Source organism: Amycolatopsis sp. NPDC057786, from assembly GCF_042797905.1.
Classification (GTDB): Bacteria; Actinomycetota; Actinomycetes; order Mycobacteriales; family Pseudonocardiaceae; genus Amycolatopsis.
The window spans coordinates 14,669-34,655 of sequence record NZ_JBHVKW010000092.1 but is presented as its reverse complement, the minus strand read 5'-3'; the positions used below and the strand labels follow the sequence as shown (position 1 = coordinate 34,655).

Annotated in this window: 7 protein-coding genes; all 7 read right to left on the bottom strand. The window is 73.0% G+C overall.

From position 1 onward, the window contains the following. Window positions 1–422: 422 nt before the first annotated feature. The 7 genes from ACFVM3_RS33215 to ACFVM3_RS33185 all read right to left on the bottom strand — a co-directional run bounded on the left by ACFVM3_RS33215 (window position 423) and on the right by ACFVM3_RS33185 (window position 19,918). Entirely contained in the window at window positions 423–977 is a 555-nt protein-coding gene (locus tag ACFVM3_RS33215) for a hypothetical protein (protein WP_378443864.1), read from the bottom strand. A 160-nt stretch (window positions 978–1,137) separates the two neighbouring features. After that, entirely contained in the window at window positions 1,138–2,184 is a 1,047-nt protein-coding gene (locus tag ACFVM3_RS33210) for an ornithine cyclodeaminase (protein WP_378443863.1), read from the bottom strand. After that, window positions 2,181–3,104 (bottom strand): ornithine carbamoyltransferase, encoded by a 924-nt coding sequence (locus tag ACFVM3_RS33205; protein ID WP_378443862.1) that lies wholly within the window; start codon window positions 3,102–3,104, stop codon window positions 2,181–2,183. Before ACFVM3_RS33205 ends, ACFVM3_RS33210 begins: the two co-directional genes overlap by 4 nt. Before the next feature lie 9 nt (window positions 3,105–3,113). After that, window positions 3,114–4,118, bottom strand: a complete 1,005-nt coding sequence (gene sbnA / locus ACFVM3_RS33200; protein ID WP_378443861.1) for a 2,3-diaminopropionate biosynthesis protein SbnA — start codon at window positions 4,116–4,118, stop codon at window positions 3,114–3,116. Next, the gene (locus ACFVM3_RS33195; protein ID WP_378443860.1) at window positions 4,105–5,043 is read right to left on the bottom strand and encodes a threonine/serine dehydratase; all 939 of its coding nucleotides are present in this window, start codon (window positions 5,041–5,043) and stop codon (window positions 4,105–4,107) included. Before ACFVM3_RS33195 ends, sbnA begins: the two co-directional genes overlap by 14 nt. A 5-nt stretch (window positions 5,044–5,048) precedes the next feature. Continuing rightward, a complete protein-coding gene (locus tag ACFVM3_RS33190) occupies window positions 5,049–11,963 on the bottom strand; it encodes an amino acid adenylation domain-containing protein (RefSeq protein ID WP_378443859.1) in 6,915 nt (2,304 codons plus the stop codon). Beyond that, entirely contained in the window at window positions 11,960–19,918 is a 7,959-nt protein-coding gene (locus ACFVM3_RS33185; RefSeq protein ID WP_378443858.1) for an amino acid adenylation domain-containing protein, read from the bottom strand. The genes ACFVM3_RS33190 and ACFVM3_RS33185 overlap by 4 nt, the downstream gene beginning before the upstream one ends. Window positions 19,919–19,987 lie beyond the last annotated feature (69 nt).

Below are 19,987 nucleotides of genomic sequence, written 5' to 3'. Positions count from 1 at the left end.
CCGCGACCAGCCCAAACAGACAGAAACCCAGCCACAGACAGAAACCCAAGACCACCAACCCACGACCCCGACGAACAGGTTAAAACTCAAGCTAGGCGGTGTCCTGTAAGTCCTGTTGGCGGTCTTGGCGCCCAGATGTCGCGAAAGCCACTTTCGGGACATCAGGCGTCGCGAACGTGGCTTTCGCGACACGCTCCGGCCGCACACGGCCACTTGCGGACGCCACCACCGACCCGACTGTCCACAAAGGCCTCCCTCTGCAAGGGTGGTACCTGATTGGTCCGGTTTGAGTGGTTTCATAAAGGGGTCGTGAGTGAGAAAGAGGGTTGGAACCCTCCTTGCCGCTCACGACCCACGCCGCACCACGGATCCGGGGCGCCATCGAGGGGGAGTGGCGATGTCCCGGATCCGTGGTGACCGGCTCACTTCCAGACGTACGCGGCGCCGCCGAAGCCCGGCTGGACCTTCGCCCGCACCCGGGGGGTCGAGGCGAGGCCGAGATAACCGCCGCCCTTCTTCGGCGGGCCCGACCAGCGCACGACAACGGTGCCGCCGGTTCCGCAGCCCGCCGTCGTCCAGGTCGAGACGCTCTTCTTCTTTTTGGTGCTCCAGTAGTGGCCCTCCGCCTGGACGCAGACCCGGCCGTTGCTTCCTGCCGGGATCTTCCACGTGTAGCGGCGGTGCTGCGGGTTCTTCTTCGAATCCGGGCTGATGTAGCCACAGCCGTACTTGCTCACCGCCCACTTGCCGTAGCCGGCCACGGCGCGACGCCAGTCGCCGCAGTCGGCGGCGGTGACGTCGCCGCTCTCCGGGGCCTCTTCGGTCAGCTCGACCTCGGCCGTGCCTTCGTCGACCCCTGATTCGGCGACCGTGGTGGCGTCCGCCTGCTCGTCAGCCACCGCCGGCGCGGCCTGCGCGGCGAGCACCATGCCCGCGGCCACCAGACCGGCCGTGACCCGTGTCGTCCATTTCTTCAACGTTCATCTCTTTCCGGTAATTCGATAGGTCGGCCGCGTAAGTGATTTTCCATCAGCTATTTACCTGGCCACGGCAGACATTATCGGCGCCGCGCGGACCGGCATAGTGATCTTGAGCGGTGACCTTGATCGAAGTTGTTCGAAAACGCCGAACCGGTCATCAGCCGAGATCGACGAGCGACCCGACGCCCCAGTGCCGGGCTCGCGCGGCGATGGCGCCGTAGAGCGCCACGTCCAGCACGCCCATGCCGAACGGGTTGAGCACGACGTGCGGCCTGGCGGTGCCGCGGCTGGTGTACCGGCCGGTGAGCAGCCCGCCCAAGGTGCCGTCGATCGGCTTCGCCGTGCCGTCCGATGGGCGGGTGACCAGCCCGGCGCCCATCAGGCGGCCGAGCGGGCGGCGCGGGTTGTCCGCCACCAGGTCGAGGTCGTCCACGTACAGTGCCGCGGCGTCGAGGAACGTCTCGTCCGCGAGGTCGCCCAGGGACACGTTGACCAGCAGCGCGCCGGGCCGCGCCCAGTCGGGGGTCACGTAACCCTCGTCGGCGGTGGTGGTGAAGACCGCGATCTCGCCGGCGACGACCGCGTCGCGAGCCTTGTCGTGCACGGTCACGGCGAGGCCGTCGCGGGAGAGCAGGTCCGCGAGGCGGTGGGCGACGGCCGGGTCACGGTCGTGCAGCGACACCGCGCGCAGGGCCGTCAGCCTGCGGGTCAGCAGCGCCGCGTGCATCCGCCCCTGCGCTCCGCAGCCCACGATCGCGAGCGAACCGGCACCGGCGAAACCCGTGACATCGACGCCGACCGCGCTCACCGCCGCCGTGCGCACGGCGCTCAGCAGGCCGGCCTCCATGATCGACGTGACCCTGGCCGTCTCGGCGTCGAAGCACAGGCCCAGTCCTCCCGCGCGTTCCAGGCCCGCCGCCGGGTTGGACACGCTGGCGTTGATGATCTTCATGCCGTGGTGCGGCCCCACCGCGCCGGGCATGCCGATCGACCGGGTGTACGCGCCCCGCGAGTTCTCCCACCGCAGATACGCCTCCGCGGGGAGCAGGCTCTCGCCGCGGTCGTGGTCGGCCAGCGTCCGCCGCACGACGTCGACCGGGTCGATGCTCGCCAGGCAGCGCCGGACGTCCGCGCGCGACAGCACGAGCACCCGGCCCGCGCCCGCCAGCCCCGTGTCCGCCTGGTCGTACCACTGCTCGCTCATGCCGAATCCTTGCCGCGGCACCATTCCAGTGCCGCCATCGCGCTGTACATCTTGTTCTCCGCTTGGGCGAACGCGATGCTGTCCCCGCCGTCCAGTACTTCCGCGGTGACCTCCTCGCCGCGGTGCGCGGGCAGGTCGTGCATGAACACCGCGTCCGGGCTGGTGCGCCACAACGCCCGCGTCACCTGGAACGGCGCGAAAACCTCGCGCCAGTCGGGGTCCGGTTTGGTCGTCCCCGTCGTCTCCCACCGCGTGGTGTACACGACGTCGGACACGGGCAGGTCGTCCATGTCATGACGCTCCACAATGGACGCTTGATGGCGTGCGGCGTGCGACCGCGCCCGCGCCAGCATTTCGGGATCGAGGCCGTAGCCGGGCGGTGTGCGCAGCTGCAGTTCGGTACCGGGGAACCGGGTGAGCGCCAGCGCGAGCGCGGCCGCGGAGTTGTTGCCCTCGCCGAGGTACAGCACGCGAAGCCCGTCGACGCGCCCGAACCGGCGGACCATCGTGGTGAGATCCGCGAGCGCCTGGGTGGGGTGCTCGTCCGCGGTCATGGCGTTGACCACCGACATCCGCTTCTGGTCGGCCATGGCCCGCAGTTCAGCCGGATCGCCAGCGGTGCGCACCACGAGCGCGTCGAGCATGCTGGACAGCACCCGCCCGGTGTCCTCGATGGACTCTCCGGTGTTGATCTGCAGGTCGCCCGGCCCGTAGGAGATGACGCGCGCGCCGAGCCGCAGTGCGCCCGAGGAGAACGCAGTGCGGGTACGGGTGGAGGTCTTGCTGAAGTAGATGCCCACGACCTCGCCGGACAGCGACGTGGCCGCCTGCCGAGGGTCGTCGGCCAGTCGCGTCGCCCTGGCGACGACGGAACGCAGGTCCTCGTCGGTGAGATCGTCGAGCGAAATGAGGTGGCGCAAGGTTTCTCCTTACCGGGCGGCGGTCAACGGCCGGGTTTTGACCTCGGGTACCTCGCCGAAGTGCTCGAGTACCCAGGAATCCGAGTAGATGGTGTCGAGGTAGCGGTTGCCGTCGTCGGGGAAGACGAGCACACAGCGGGATCCGGCGGGGATGCGATGGCGCAGCTTGCCGAGCGCGGACACGGTCGCGCCCGACGACCCGCCTGCCAGGATCGCTTCACGCGCCACCAGCAGACGGCAGGCACGCACGCATTCCAGGTCCGTCACGTGGACGATTTCGCTGATCGCACCGGCGGAATCGACCGAGCCGACCAGCGGCGGCCGCCGCCCGGCACCGTGCCCGGGGATCAGCCGTTCCTCGGTCGGGGTGTGGAAGATGGCGCTGCCCGCCGCGTCGACCGCGACCAGTTTCGTGGCGAGGCCGTGGTCGCGGATGTGGTCGGCGCAGCCGCGCAGCGTGCCGCCGGTGCCGACCGAGCAGAACAGGTAGTCGACCCGTCCGTCCAGCGCGGTGACGATCTCGGCCATCGTCCGCTCGTGCGCGGCCGCGTTGAGCGGGTTCTCGTACTGGTTGGGCCAGAACGCGTCCGGCAGCAGTGACACCAATTCCCGCACCCGCGCGATCCGCGCTCCGAGCAGGTCGCCGCCCGGAGCGGACACGATCTCCACCGCCGCGCCGTAGGCCCGCAACAGCGCGAGGGACTGCGCGGTCGTCCGGGTGTCGACAACGCAGATCAGGTCGAGCCCGAAGTAGGCGCACAGCTGGGCGAGGCCGACCCCGAGGTTGCCGGAGGTCGACTCCACCACCACCGACCGGCCAGGTACCAGCTCACCGGACTGGACCTTGCCGCGCAGCATGTGCAGCGCGGTGCGGTCCTTGACACTGCCGCCGGGATTGAACTTCTCCATCTTCGCGAACACCTGGACGCCCGCGATCGGCACGACCCGCTCCAGCGCGACCAGCGGCGTGCCGCCGATCGTCGCGAGCACTCCGCTCAGGTCACCCGTGCTCAACGGACACCCGCTCTCCCCTGGCCGCCGGGACCGTGGCCGCGACATTGCCGCCGGAGACGACCGCCACGGTCGGGCCACGCCACCGTCCGGTCAGGTGGGCGGCGGTCGCCACCGCACCGCTCGGCTCCGCGAGCACACCGAACCGGTCGGACAAGAAGTCCTGCGCGGCGACGATGCCGTCCTCGTCGACGGTGACGATGTCGTCCACGAGCGCCTTGATGTGCCGCCAGGCGAGTTCGCCGAGCACCGGCGCGCGCAGTCCGTCCGCGATCGTGCGGTAGGTCCGCTCAACCGGCCACCGCACCAGCCTGCCCATCCGCAGCGACTCGGCCGCGTCCCCGGCCAGCGCCGGCTCGACGCCGACGACACGGACGCCGGGGGAGAAGGCCTTCACGGCGGCGGCGACCCCGGCGAGCAGGCCGCCGTTGCACACCGGCACCAGGACGGTGCGCACCTCCGGCAGATCCGTCACGATCTCGGCGCCGACCGTGCCGTGCCCGGCGATCACGTCGAAGTCGGCGGAACCGACGACGGTGGCGCCGGTCCGCGCCGCCAGTTCGGCCGTGGTCCGCTCGCGCAGCGCGGGCGGTACGACCACGACGTGCGCGCCGAGCGCGCGTACCGCGTCCATCTTCAACACGGGCGCGGTGTCCGGCAGGACGACCGTGGCGCGCAGGCCGTGGCGTGCCGCCGCGTAGGCCACCGCACGCCCGTGGTTGCCGGACGACTGGGCGAGGACATGACTCGCGGTGAGCCGGGAGACCGCGTTGAGCGCGCCTCGTGCCTTGAACGAACCGGTCCGCTGCCGGTGCTCCGGCTTGAGCCACAGATCGCCGACCGGCCCGAGCAGGGCGGTGCGGTGCACGGCGTGCCGGATCCGCTCGGCGGCCGAGCGCAGGTCGGCCGGGGTGACGAGGGAGGACATCGGCGTCACCGCGCCAGGTTCCGGTCGGCGAGGGCCTGCACACGGTCGAGGTCGGTGTCGATCTCGGCCGGTGGTGCCGCGTCCGGCAGCAGCTCCTCGATGTCGCGCAGCGGCCGGTACCGCAGCCCGAGCACACCCCACACCACCAGCACGGCACCGGAGACCGCCATCAGCGTGGCGAAGCCGCCGAGCCGGTCGGCGAGCGGTCCCGCGGTCAGGAACCCGAGCGGTTGCATGGCGGTGGCCAGCATGACGTTGATCGCCAGCACCCGGCCCTGAAGCTGCTGGCCGACCTTCGTCTGGATGATCGACAGCCAGTGCGCGTTGCCGATGCTCATGCACGCCAGCCGCACGAACAGCCCGGCCGCGACCACGAACACGGACGGCCACGCGCCCATCAGCGCCACCCCGAGCCCGGAACCGATGACGAAGGCGATCATGCCGGTGGAACGGCGCGCGGTGCCGCCCCAGGTGATCACGACGAGCGCGCCGACCGCCGCGCCGATACCGCCGACGGCACTGACCACCCCCAGCTCGCCCGTCGAACCGATCGACAGGACCAGCGGGGTGAGTCCCACCCACATCACGGCGGTGAAGTAGTTGACCACCGCGAAATAGCCGATCATCACCAGCAGCGGCTTGCGGCGCAGCACGAACTTCCACCCGCCGGTGACCGCCTTCGCGAACGGTTCGACCCTGGTGAAGAACAGCCGCTTCGGGAACCGCACCAGCACGAGGGTGGTCACCCCGATCGCGAACGTGGCGACGTCGACCGCGACGACCGCGGTCAGCCCGGACAGTCCCATGAGGACACCGCCGAGGACCGGCCCGAGCACGGTGCCGAGCCCGGCGCCCATGTCGGCGAGCGCGTTGGCCTGCGGCAGATACGGCTTCGGCACCAGCTGGGCGATCGCCGCCAGGTAGGCGGGCCGGTGGAACGCCGACGCCACCGACATCACCCCGACGATCACGCAGACCGCCATGAGATCGAGCCGTCCCAAGGCGACCAACACGGCGAGCGCGGCCATCGCCGCGCCGCTCGTCAGGTCGCAGCACAGCATGATCCGCCTGCGGTCCACCCGGTCGGCGAGCGCGCCGCCGACCGGTGTCAGGAGCATGCTCGGCACGCGGGCGAGCAACACGACCAGCGCGAGGTCGATGACGCGTCCGCTGAGCTGGTAGGCCCACACGCCGAGCGCGAACGCGCTCAGCTCGTTGCCGATCATCGACACGGCCTGGCCACCCGCCACGGTGTAGAACGCGCGCAGCCCGCGCCGGGTCTCGGTCGCGGCGACCGGGACGTCGACGACTTCCGGCGGCAGGTCACCGGCGGCCCAGCGGGGCAGCCGGTCCCGCAGCAGCGCGGCGACCTCGGCGGCCTGGTGACGCAGGAAGTAGTGCCCGGCCTTGGGCAGCACGGCCAGCTCGACGCGGTCGGCGAAGACGCCCCACTCCCGGTACCGCTCCTGGTACAGCTCGGTCGCCGGGTCGCTCGACCCGACCACGCACAGGACCGGTGCCGTGAGCCGGGGTTCCTGTCCGGTGTCCGGGTCGAGTGCGCGGCCGAACCACGCCTGCGCCTGTCCGGCGTCGTGCCGCAGCGCCCGCAGCATCGCCGCGCTCGCGGCCTCGTCCATGTCGTCCAGCAGTCCGCCGGTGGCCCGCAGCGTGTCCCGGTAGAGCCGGTCCGCCACCCAGCGCTCGCGCGGGAACCGGCGTTGCAGCCAGGCGGAAAGCCTGCCCGGCAGGCGCGCGGAGGGGAAGCTGCCCGCCACGACCACTCCGGCGACGGTGCGGCCGTCGGCTTCGAGCCGGGCGGCGAGCGCGGTGGCCACCGCGGAGCCGACGCAGTGCCCGTACACCGCGACCGGGCCGGTGACGGTCCGGCCGATCTCGTCGGCCAGCAGGTTCACGACCTCGTCGAGGGTGCGGAACGCCTCGTCGGGCCGGGCCACGTCGTGGCCGGGCAACTCGACGGCGAGCAGGTCGATTTCCGGTGCGGCGGCGGCGAGTTCGGTGGCCAGCGGCTGGAACACCGCGGCCGAGCCGCCGCCGTAGGGCACGCAGACGAGCGTCAGATCCGGTGTGCCCGCGCGGGCGGGGGAGAGGCGGTGCAGCAGGCGCCCGTCGGTCTCCCGCCCGGCGTCGAGGTGGGCGGCCAGTTCGCGGACGGTCGGGTGCAGGAACAGGTCGATGACCCGGAGCCGCTCGTCGATCAACCGGACCGCGCGGACCGCGGTGAACGAATGGCCGCCGAGGGCGAAGAAGTCGTCGTCCGCACGGACCTCGGGCACGTCGAGCACCTGCGCCCAAACCTGGGCGATGCGGTGCTCGGCCGGCGTTTCCGGCGCACGGGAACCCTTCACCGGCGCGGGAATGGCCTCGGTGACCGGACGGGACCCGGCGCGGGCCGGACCGACCGCGGCGACCGGCTGGTCCACAGTGGACAGCATGCCGGTCAGGAGCGCCTGGAAGTCGGCGACGATCCCCTCGGCGGTGACGGCGTCGAACAGGTCGGCCCGGTAGGCGAGGCCACCGAGGTAGGTGTCGCCGTCGTTGACCAGCACCATGCTGAGGTCGAACTTCACCTGCTCGCCCGCGTCGCGGACGGCCGTCACTTCGACACCCGGGATGGCGGGCGGCGTCGCAGGCTGGTCGAGGACGTTCAGCAATACCTGGAAGATCGGCGTCGCGGCCACGGACCGCTCCGGCCGTAGCCGCTCGATGATCCTTTCGAGAGGCGTCTCGGCGTGCGCGAACGCGCCGAGCACGGTCTCGCGGGACCGGCCGAGCAACTCCCGCACGGTCGGGTCGCCGCCGAGGTCCGTGCGCAACACGAGCGTGTTCACGAAACAACCCACCGTCGACTCGGCGTCCGGGTGATGCCGCCCGGACTCGGGCACGCCGACGGCGACGTCGTCGGTCCCGGCGCGGCGGCCGAGCAGTTCCTGCCAGCAGGCCAGGAGCACCATGAACGGCGTCACGCCTGCCTCGGCCGCGACCTGCCGGACGCGTGCGGTGAGCGCGGCGGGGAGCGCGAACCGGACGTGCCCGCCGGACCAGTCGGCCACCGCCGGGCGGGGCCGGTCGGTCGGCAACGCGAGCAGCGGCGGCAGCCCGGACAGGCGGTCGCACCACCAGCCCAGGTCCTCGTCGCGCTCGCGGGCGGCCAGCCAGGCGGCGTAGTCCGCGTACTGGACGGGCAGGGGCGCGTCCGGTGCCGATCCCGCGAGCCGCGCGGTGTACGCGTCGGCGAGATCCGTGCCGATGACGCCGCGCGACCAGTTGTCCGTCGCGATGTGGTGCACGGTGAGCGCGAGGACGTGCTCATCGGCCGCGATCCGGAACAGCGAGGCCCGCAGCGGCGGTTCCCGGTCGAGCGCGAACGGCCGGGCCAGCTCCGCCCGGCACGCCGCGTCCACCCGATCGGCCGTGATGTCCACAATGGACACGGGCACCCGGTCGGCGGGCACCGGCACGGCGACCGGGGTGCCGTCCCGCTCCTCGATGACGCTGCGCAGGACGGTGTGCCGGGCGGCGACGTCCCGCACGGCGAGCACCATCGCCGCCGCGTCCAGCGGCCCGCGCAGCCGCAGCACGAGATCGGCGTGATAGGCCGAACCCGGGCCGAGCAGTTCGAGAAACCACAGCCGCGCCTGCGCCGACGACAAGGGCGCGGGCGCTTCGGGGTCCGGCCGCACGGGGATGGGCGCGCCACCGAACGCGCCACCCGGGTCGGCGGACAGTACGGCGGCGAGGTCGGCCAGCACCGGGTGCTCGAACACCGTGCGCACGGCGACGTCTCGGCGCAGCGCCTCGCCCAGCCGCCCCGCCACGCGTACCGCGGCGAAGGAATGACCGCCCGCGGCGAAGAAGTCGTCGTCAGCGGAGATGTCGGCGTTCCCGAGGACGTCGCCCCAGACCCGCGCCACGAGCCGTTCCGCCGGGGTCGCCACCGGCCTCCGCGCGGCGGGTTCCCGCTCGGCGACGTCCGGCAGCGCCGCCCGGTCGATCTTGCCGTTCGCGTTGAGCGGCAAGCGATCCAGGACCGTGATCGAGGCGGGCACCAGGTAGTCGGGCAGGCGTTCCCGCAGCGTCCGGCGGACGGTCGCCACGTCGAGCCCCGGCCCGACCAGCCAGGCGGAGAGCCTGCGGTCCAGGCCGTCGCCGACCGGCAGCACCACGGCCTCGGCCACCCCGTCGACGTCGCGGAGGGCGGCGGTGACCTCGCCCAGTTCCACCCGGTGGCCGCGCACCTTCACCTGGTCGTCCGCGCGACCGAGGAACTGCACGGCGCCGTCGGCACGCACCCGCAGCAGATCGCCGCTGCGGAAGCATCGCACGCCGGTGCCCAGCGGATCGGGCACGAACCGGGCGGCGGTCTGCGTGTCGTCGCCCAGATAGCCGCGGGTGATCTGCGGTCCGCCGATCACCAGTTCACCGGTCATGCCCCCGGGCACGACCGCGCCGCGCGCGTCGACGAGATGGCCGACGACCCCGGGCAGCGGCGTGCCGAGTGGCACGTATCCGGTGCGCTCGTGCGGCGGGACGGTCGCCACGTCGCACGTCATCGAGATCATCGTGCTCTCGGTATGCCCGTAGTGGCTCTGCACCCGAAGGCCGGGGCGGGCCGCCTCGGCGCGCTCGACGAGCGACCACGGACATGCCTCACCGGCGAGGATCAGCAGCCGCCTCGGCAGCACGGCGGCCAGATCCCCGTGCCGGGCAAGGAGTTCCAGGTGACTGGGCACGCATTTGAGCACGTCGACCGGATGCTCGGCCAGATACCCGGCGAAGGCCTCCGGATCCATCGCGGTGTCCCGCTCGACCAGGTGGACGGTGCCGCCGGTGGTCAGCGCGCCGTACACACAGGTGAGGCCGAAGTCGGCCGCCGGGGTGGAGACGACCGCGAACGACGCGCCCGCCACGTCGCCGAGCCGGGGCAGCATGCCCGACAGGTAGTGCGCGACGTTGCGGTGCTCGACCGCGACACCCTTCGGCGCACCGGTCGAACCGGACGTGAAGATCACGTGGATCAGGTCGTGTCCCGCGACCGGGACATCCGGCCGGGTGCTGGGCTGGTCCACGACCGCGTCGTCGACGGTCAGGACGGTGACGCCGGGAACGGTGACGCCGAGGCCCGGTTCGGCGAGCAGGATCCGCGCGCCCGCGGTGGCGAGGATGGCCGCCACCCGCGCCCGCGGATAGGTGGTGTCCATCGGCAGGTACGCGCCGCCGGACTTCATGATGCCCAGCACCGCGCACGCCACGTCCGTGCCCTGTTCGAGCAGCAGCCCGACCGGCTCGTCGGCACGCACGCCGAGCGCCCGCAACCGGTGCGCGATCCGGTTGGCGCGTTCGTCGAGCCGCCGGTAGGTGAGCGTGCCGGTCGCGCCGACCACGGCCACCCGGTCCGGGCAGCGGTCGACGGTGTCTTCGATCAGCGTGTGCACGGGGCGGAGTTCGCCCCGGTCCGGTTCCGGTCCCGCCAGCACCGGGGCGGTGACGGCTTCGATCGGCACCTCGGCCACCGGCCGGTCGAGGTCCGCGGTGATCCCGTCGACGAGCGTGACGAACCAGCGGGCGATCCGCTCAGCGGTGCCCTGGTCGAACAGGTCGGTGCGGTAGGACAGCCCGCCCGAATAGCCGTCGCCGGACCGGGACAGCGCGAGGTTCAGGTCGAACTTGACGCTGCGCACCGGCGGTTCGGTGACCCGGGTGACCAGACCGGGCAGCTCGGGTGCCCGCGACGGTTCGTCGAGCACGTTGAGCATGACCTGGAAGATCGGCGACGCGTCGAGCCCGCGTCGTGGCGCGACCCGCTCCACGATCCGCTCGAACGCCACGTCCGTATGCGCGAACGCGTCGAGCACCGTGTCACGGGCGGCGGCGAGCAGTTCGCGGCCGGTGGTCACCCCGGCCAGGTCGGTGCGCAGCACCAGCGTGCCGACGAAGCAGCCGACGACCCGTTCGGCGTCCGGATGGCGCCGTCCGGACTCCGGCACACCCACCGGCACGTCGGTCGTCCCGGCCAGCCTGGCGAGGAGTGTCTGCCAGCACGCCAGGAACACCATGAACGGGGTGGCGCCGGTGGTGCGGCCGATCTCCCGAAGCCGCGCGGTGAGCGCCGCGGGCACCTCGACGCCGACCTCGGCGCCCTCGTCCCCGGCCACGGCCGGACGGGGCCGGTCGGTCGGCAGCTCCAGCACCGGGGGGAGCCCGGCGAGCCGTTCGTGCCACCAATCCAGGCCGGCCTCGGCGGTGTCCGGCCTGGAACCGTTCCACGCCACCAGGTCCGCGTACTGAAGAGGCGGTGGCGGCGGCATGCCCCGGACGCCGAGGCGGGCCGCGTAACAGGCGGCGAGGTCGTCGAGCACGACGGCGACCGACGGGGCGTCCATCGCGATGTGGTGGAACGTCAGCGCCAGCACCCGCCGGTCGGCGGCGACGCGGAACAGCACGGCCCGCATCGGTGGCATGTCTTCGAGCGCGAACGGCCGGGTGGCCTCGGCGGCTACCTCGGCGTCCAGCTCCGCCGATGTGACGTCCACAATGGACACCGGGACAGCCGGTCCGGCGCACCGCATCGGCATGCCGTCGATCTCCCGGTACACGCCGCGAAGCACGTCGTGACGGCCGGCGACGTCCCGGACCGCGGCGAGCAGCGCCGTCTCGTCGGCCGGTCCGGTCAGTTCGAGCACGAGCGGCAGGTTGTAGGCGTGGCCGCCGGGTTCGAAGCGGGCCAGGAACCACAGCCTGGCCTGCGCGGACGACAGCGGCACCGGTGTCCCGTCGCGAGGGAGCCGGGGGATGGCGGGCTCCTTCGCGACGGGCGTCCCGCCGTGCAACGCGGCGGTGGCGCGGCCGGCGAGCAGCTCGCGCAGGCGTCGCTGTGCGGGAGTGACGAGTGAGTCGGTCATGCGGTGCTCCCGGTCGGGACATCGGCGTTGTCGTCCGCCAGTGCGGTCATCGCGATCCGTTCCAGTTCCGTGGCGAATTCCCGCAACACCGGCCGGTCGAACAGGCACCGCACCGGGACGGGGAAACCGAACGCCTCGCCGAGACGGCCGACGACCTTGGTCGCGGCGAGCGAATGTCCGCCAAGGCCGAAGAAGTCGTCCAGCGCGCCGACCCGCTCTCGGCCGAGCGCCTCGGCCCAGGTCACCGCGATGAGTTCCTCGACCGCCGACGCGGGCGGGCTGTCCGGCCCCGCCGGTGCCGAGGGTGCGGGCAGCGCGGCGCGGTCCACCTTGCCGGTGGCGGTGACCGGGAACGCGTCGAGCGGAACCCATCGATGCGGCACCGCGTAGCCGGGCAATCGGCCGCGCAGCAAGGCCGCCACCGCGCCTGTGTCCACAGTGGACGGGGTGAGGTAGCCGACGAGGTGTGGTTCGCCGTCCCCGGCACGCACCACGACCACCGCGTCGGTCACCCCGGCGACCGTGCGCAGCACGTGCTCCACCTCTCCGAGTTCCACCCGGTTCCCGCGGATCTTCACCTGGTGGTCGGCGCGGCCGTGGAACTCCAGCGCGCCGTCGGCCCGCCAGCGGACGAGGTCGCCGGTGCGGTAGGAACGCCCGCCGTGCAACGGGTCGCTGCCGAAGGCGGCCGCGGTCTGCTCCGGGCGGCCAAGGTAGCCCGGTGTCACGCCGGCGCCGCCGACGCGCAACTCGCCGACCGCGCCGGGAAGCGCGACCTGGCCGAACGGGTCGACCACCGTGAGCAGGGTGCCGCCGATCGGTCCGCCGATCGGGATCGGCCGGTCGGCGGCCAGGTCGGCGGTGGTCACGAGGTGCGTGGTCGCGGTGATGGTGGTCTCCGTGGGTCCGTAGCAGTTCCGCAGGCTCGCGACCCGGGCGGCGAGCTGCCGCGCCAGTTCGACGTCGAGGGCTTCGCCACCGGAGAACACGTGCAGCCCCGGCAGATCGGGAAGCCCGGCGGCGACGAGCATCCGCAAGGTGGTCGGTGTCGGGTTGAAGTGGGTCGCGCCGGTCGAGACGAGCCGCTGTACCAGCGCGTGCCCGTCGACGGCGCAGTCCCGGTCGGCGATCGCGCAGTGCGCCCCCGCGGTCAGCGTCGTCCAGATCTCGCCGGTGGCCGTGTCGAACACCAGCGGCGCCACCGCGAGCCACGTGTCGGCGGGCCGTACGCCGGTGACTTCGCGGAAGGCGTCGACCAACGCGGCGAGATTCCGGTGCGTGACCGCGACGCCCTTCGGTTCGCCGGTCGAGCCGGACGTGTAGAGGACGTAGGCGAGGTCGTCCTGGCCTGGCTCTCGCAGGGCGCGGGTGTCCGCGACGGGGGCGCCGAGATCCACGACGGTCAGATGCGGCAGCGCGACGCGGGCCACGTCCAGCGCGTGGCCGCGGGCGGCGACGACCCGGACCCCGGCGTCGGCGGCGAGCGCCGCGATCCGGTCCGCGGGATGGCCGGGATCCAGTGGCAGGTACGCGCCACCCGCCCGCCACACCGCGAGCAGCCCGGCCGGCAGGTATTCGTCGCGGGGCAGGCATACGCCGACCACATCGCCGGTGGTGACACCCGCGGCGAGCAGGCCGCGGGCACCCTGTGCCGACCAGGTGGCCAGGTCCCCATAGGACAGTCGCCCGGCAGGTGACGACGTCGCCATCGCGCCTGGCCGTTGCGCGAGCACGTCGGTGACCACGGTCCGGTCGGTGGGCAACGGGTTCCCGGTACCCCAGCGGCGCAGCGTGGCGCGTTCCGCGTCGCCCAGTATGTCCAATGTAGACAGTTCGGCGTCCGGATCGGCGGTGAGCCGGTCCAGGAGGGTGCCGTACCAGCGGGACCACCGTTCGATCGTGGCGCGGTCGAACAGATCGGCGCGGAACACGAGTCTGCCCACGTAGCCGTCGCCGGTGCCGGTGAGGTCCAGGTTCAGGTCGTACAGCGCGGTGGCGACCGGTTGCGGCAGCACCGTCACGGCCAGGTCGCCGAGCGCCGCGGTCGCCTGCTCGTCGAGGACGTTCATCATCACCTGGCATACCGGGGTGCTCGCCGGGTCCCGCTCCGGCGCGAGCCGGCGCACGACCTCGTCGAACGGCACGTCGGCGTGCGCGAACGCGTCCAGTACCGCGTCGCGTGTCCTTGTCACGAGGTCGAGGCCCGACCGGGCCCCGAGGTCGGCGCGGACGGCCACGGTGTTGACGAAGAAGCCGACCATCCCGGCCAGTTCGGCGGTGCGGCGGCCGCTGTGCGGCACGGCGACCGCGAGATCCCGTACGCCGGCCAGCCGCGCGAGCAGCAGTTGCCAGGCCGCGAGCAGGATCGTGAATGGCGTGGTCCCGGCGTCGCCCGCCATCGCGCGGACCCGGCCCGTGACGTCCGAGGGCAGCCGGACCGGGACCTCGTCCGCCGTCCAGTCGGCGACGGCGGGGCGGGGCCGGTCGGCAGGCAACCGCAACACGGGCAGGTCCGCCAGCCGCCGTTCCCACCAGTCGATCCCCGCGGTCCGGCCCTGCTCGCGTTCCCACGCGGCGTGGTCGGCGTACTGGGCGGGCGGCGGCCGATCGTCGGATGCCGAGCGGTACCACCGGTCCACTTCGGACAGCAGAAGCCGTTGGGAGACCGCGTCGGTGGCGATGTGGTGGCAGGTGAGGGTCAGCACGTGGTGGTCCGGTGCGAGCCGGAACAGGACCACGCGCAGCGGAGGCGCGGCGTCCAGCGTGAACGGCCGCCGGATCTCGGCCGCCACCGCCGCGGCCGCGGCCGGTTCCGCGATGTCCACAGTGGACACCGGAACGGCGTCGACCGGGCCGAGGAGCGCGACCGGCTCCCCGTCGATCTCGGTGAACCGGCTGCGCAGCACGTGGTGGCGTGCCGTGAGAGCCCGGATCGCGCCGTACAGGCGCGACTCGTCCAGCGCGCCCCGGATCCGCAGCACGGTGGGGGAGTTGTAGGCGGCGCTGCCCGGGTCGAGCTTCGCCGCGAACCAGAGCATGCGCTGCGCCGACGACAGCGGGGCGGGTGCGGCCGGGTCCGCGCGGGTGACGAGCGGGCGGTCGTCGCAGGCGGCTTCCCCCTCGATCCGCGCGGTGAAGTCGGCGAGCACCGGGTGGTCGAACACCATGCGGACGGTGATCCGGCGTCTCAGCCGGGTGCGCAGGAGGCCGACCACCCTGGTCGCCGCCAGTGATCGGCCGCCGAGCGCGAAGAAGTCGCTGTCCGGGCCGATCGCCTCGTCGAGTTCGAGGCATTCCCGCCACACCTGCGCGACCACCGCTTCGGCGGCCGACAGCGGCGCGGCCGAGGCCGGTGGGGCGACGGGCACCGGCGGTAGCGCGCGCCGGTCGATCTTTCCGTTGGGCAGCAAAGGGAGTGCGTCCAGGGTGCGCCACGAACTCGGCACCATGTAGGCGGGCAGCAGCCGCCGCGTCCGTCGCTCGACGGCCGCCGCGTCGACGGTCGCGGGCGTGAGGTAACCGATCACGTGCGCGTCAACGCCGTCCGCGGCCACCGCCACCGCCGCGTCGTCCACATCGGACAGTGCGCGCAGCACCGACTCGATCTCGCCGAGCTCGAACCGGTTGCCCCGCACCTTCACCTGGTCGTCGGCGCGGCCGAGGAACTCCAGCGTCGCGCCCGGCCGCCACCGGACGAGGTCGCCGGTGCGGTAGCAGCGCTCGCCCGGCCGCACCGGGTCGGCGACGAACGCGGACGCGGTCAGCTCGGGCCGTGCCCGGTAGCCGGTCGCGACACCGCTGCCACCGATCCACAGCTCACCGATCGCGCCGGGCGGCGCGAGCCTGCCCGCCTCGTCCGTGACGTACAGCCGGGCGCCTGGCGTCGGCGAACCGATCGGGACACGGTCCCGGTCGTGGCCGGTGACCCGGTGCGCGGTCGCCGCGACCGTGGTCTCCGTCGGGCCGTAGCCGTTCCACAGTTCGCCGACCAGCGGCAGGGTCCGCGCGACGAGGTCCGGGTCGAGTACCTCGCCGCCGAGCAGGAGCCGCAGCGCGGGGTCACCCGCCCAGCCCGCGGCGAGCAGCATCCGCAGGCTCGTGGGGGTCAGGTCGACGATCGTGACGCCGCCCTCGGCGATCCGCCGCGCGAGCAGGTGACCGTCGACGGCGCTGTCGCGGTCGGCGACGACGCAGCGCGCGCCGGTGGCGAGCGGCCACCACAGTTCCTCGGCGGACACGTCGAAGGCGAGCGGCGCGAGCGCGAGCATCGCGTCGTCCCGCGTCATGCCGGGGGAGAGCATCCGGGACCGGACGAACGCGTGCAGGTTCGCGTGGCTGATCTCGACACCCTTGGGCCGCCCGGTCGACCCCGAGGTGTACAGCACGTAGGCGAGTGCGTCGCCGTCCGGCAGCGCCGGCTCGAAAGGCGCTCCGTCGGTCCGGTCGGCACCGACCACGCGCAGACCTGGCACCGCGCCGGCGACTTCCGATGCCACCGGCTGGGCGCCGCCACGCGTGAGCACGATCCGCAGGCCGGCCTCACTCGCGAGCCGGGCCAGCCGCGCGACGGGTTGCTCGGTGTCGAGCGGCAGATACCCCGCGCCTGTCCGCCACACGGCGAGCAGCGCGGCGGGCAGAAACTCGTCACGTGGCAGGCAAACCCCGACCGTGTCCCCGGCCGTCACCCCGGACGCGGCGAGCACGCGCGCGATCCGGTCGGCGTGGCCTACCAGTTCCGCGTACGTCAGCTGCCCGCTCTCAGCCGACACCGCGACCGCGTGCGGTGTCCTCGAAGCGTTGCGCCACACCGCTTCCGGCACGCCACCCGTGTCGTCGGCGGGCAGTGCGGGGCCGGTTCCCCACGTCGTCAGCTCGCCGAGCTCCCCGTCTGACGTCAGTGCCAGCGAGGACAGGGCGATGTCCGGTGTGGACACCGCGGAACGCAGAAGGTGCAGCAGGGAACGGGTGAACCAGCGGGCGCGCTCGGGAGCGAGCCACGACGGGTCGTGCTCGACGATCAGCTCGGCACCGCCGGCGTGCGCGTTGACGAACACCGTCAGCGGGGTGTGGCTGCCGCCGGTCGGCAGCTCGCCGAGCAGGTCCAGCCGCGTGTCCGGCCCGTGCGCCGACAGCGGGACGCCGTCGGGTTGCACCGCGATCGACACCGGCGTGAGCGGTACCCCGGCCGGCCGGTCGCCGCCCCACAGCTCGGCGAGTTCACCGCTGGGCAGGCCCCGATGGTCGATGGCGTGCGCCGCCGTGGTCATCGCCGCGCGCAGCAGGTCGCGGAACGACGTGTCCGCCTTGAGCCGTAACCGGACCGGCAGGACGTCGACCAGCGGTCCGACGGTGTGTTCGAGTTCGGGCCGGTCCCGGTGCGCGGCCGCCATTCCCAGCAGCACGTCCTGGCCCCGCACCAGTTCGCCGACCAGCACCCCCACCGCCGACAGGTACACCGCGAACGGCGTCACCCCGGTCGATTCGGCGAGCGCGCGCACCGCCGACCCCAGCGACTCGGGCAGTGGTGTGCTGATCCGCTCGCCTTCGAAACGCCGCCGGCCGTGCACGACGCGGTCGAACAGGGCGTCCGGCGGGATCGCTCCCGCCAGCTCGCCCGACCAGTACGCGGCCAGCCGGTCTCGTTCGCCGGGCATTTCCGCGAGCGCCTGTTCCCGCACCGCCACCGCACCGACCTGTGCGAAGGAAGCAACGGGCTCGCCGGCCAGTTCCGCCATGAGCACGCCGATGGACGCGCCGTCGGTGGCGATGTGGTCGGAAACGACGACCAGGTCGGCCACGTCGTCGGCGAGGCGGAGCAGCGTGATCCGCAGGAGCGGCGTGTCCTGGGTGAGGTCGAACGCGTGCCGGGCGGCGGCCGCGGCCAGTTCTCCGGCACGGCTGTCCGCGTCGGCGAGCCCGCGCAGGTCGTGCACGTCCACCGGAACCGGCGCCGGCGGGCCCACCACCATCACCGGTTCGCCGTCGTGGTCGCCGATCGTGCCGCGCAATACCTCGTGCCGCGCCACGACCCCGTCCGCCGCGGCCCGCAGCGCGGGCATCGACACCCGGCCGCGTAGCCGCAGCCGCCACGCGACGGTCGTCGCGGTGCCGGTCGAGCCGAGCTGGGCGAGGGTCCACAGATCCCGTTGGGTGCCGGTCAGCGGGTAGCTCTCCCGGCCCGGGTGTTCTTCCAGCGCCACCGGGGGAGCCGCGGCCGGAGCGTCGGCGAGCCGCCGCGCGACCGCCGCCACCGTGCCGTCGGAGAGGAATTCCGCCAGCGTCACCACCCTCCCGGTGGTCTCCCGTAGCCGCGCGACCGCGCGCGCCGCGGCGAGGGAGTGCCCGCCCGACTCGGAGAACCGGTCGTGCGCACCGATCCCCGGCAGCCCGAACGCGGCCGCGACCGCCTCGGTGACCAGCCGTTCGGCCTCGGTGCGCGGGGCGACGTACGCGGTGTCCTCGCGGTCGAACACCCACGCCGCCAGCGCGGCCCGGTCCGCCTTCCCGGTCGTGCCGAGCGGGATCGCGTCCAGCACGGCGATCCGGGACGGCACCAGGTGCGCGGGCAGCCGCGATCGCAGCCACCGCAACAGTTCCGGCTCGGACACCGAGTCACCGGCCGGTTCGGCGAACCCGACGAGCCTGCGCTCCCCGTGTTCGTCGGCGGGCGCGAGTACCACGGCGTTGCCGACGGCCGGATGGGTGAGGAGCGCCGCTTGGACCTGCCCCGGTTCGATCCGGAAGCCCCGTACCTTCACCTGGTCGTCGGCGCGGCCGACGAAATGGTGCACGCCGTCGCGGCACCGGACCAGGTCACCGGTGCGGTAGTGCCGGACGCCACGGGAGTCGGTCACGAACTTCTCGGCGGTCAGCTCCGGCTGCCCCAGGTACCCGCGGGTCACGAGCGCCCCGCTGACCCACAGCTCACCGACCTCGTCGTCGCCGAGCGCGCGACCGTCGGCGTCCCGCACCGAGAACGCGGCGCCGGGCAGCGGCGTGCCGATCGGCGGGTCGTCCAGTCCGTCCCGCCCGACCTCGTGGCACGAGCAGTTCACCGTCGCCTCGGTCGGGCCGTAGCAGTTCACGATCCGCCGCACGCCGTTGTTGGCGTAGAGGCGGTCGACGAGCGACCGGTGGAGTGCCTCACCCGCGATCGCGACGGTCCGCACCGAACGCGGCAGCGGTGTGCGCGCCAGCACCGCCAGCACGGACGGCACGCCCTGGACGAACGTCACCTCGTCCCGAGCGGCCAGCCCCGGCAGCGCGAGCAGGTTCTCGGCGAGCACCAGGCTCCCGCCGGTCACCAGGGGCGGGAAGACCTCGGCGACGGACGCGTCGAAGCAGACCGACGCGGCGCCGAGCACGCCACGCAGTTCGTCGTCGCCGTAGGTCGCGGCCGCCCACACCAGCAACGCGAGCACGTTGCGATGCTCGACTTGGACACCTTTCGGCCTGCCGGTGGAGCCGGACGTGTAGATCACGTACGCGAGGTCCGTGCCGGAACCTTGGACGGCGGGCGAGGTCGTGGGTGATGCGGCGGCGTCCCCGACGGCCAGCACCGGCACGTCGGCGTCCGCGAGCGCGGCCGGGTCCGGTTCGTCCGCCACCACCAGCGACAGCCGGGAGTCCGCGACGATCGACGCGCCATGCGCAGCGGGAGCGGCCGGGTCCAGGGGGACGTACGCGCACCCCGCCTTCAGCACTCCCAGAAGCGCGGGGACCAGCCAGCGGCCTCGGCGCAGGCATACGCCGACCAGGTCACCGCGCGTCACCCCGCGGCGGAGCAGGGTGTGCGCGATCGTGTTCGCGACCTCGTCCAGCCTGGCGTAGGTCAGCCGCTCGTCATCCGCGACGAGCGCACAGCGGTGGGGCGTCTTCCGCACCTGCTCCTCGAACGCCTCGTGTACCCGGTCGAACGCACCCAGATCTGCCCGCAACCCGCTGAATCCCCTCATGCCCGTCCGGAATTCCGGACCTCGGCAGATTGAACTTGCGGGACGACGCCGGGACCAGGAACTCCGACC

Coding starts and splice junctions, on each gene's coding strand:
- ACFVM3_RS33195 (WP_378443860.1), bottom strand. CDS start 5,043: ATGTCCTCCCTCGTCACCCCGGCCGACCTGCGCTCGGCCGCCGAGCGG.
- ACFVM3_RS33190 (WP_378443859.1), bottom strand. CDS start 11,963: ATGACCGACTCACTCGTCACTCCCGCACAGCGACGCCTGCGCGAGCTG.
- ACFVM3_RS33210 (WP_378443863.1), bottom strand. CDS start 2,184: ATGAGCGAGCAGTGGTACGACCAGGCGGACACGGGGCTGGCGGGCGCG.
- ACFVM3_RS33185 (WP_378443858.1), bottom strand. CDS start 19,918: ATGAGGGGATTCAGCGGGTTGCGGGCAGATCTGGGTGCGTTCGACCGG.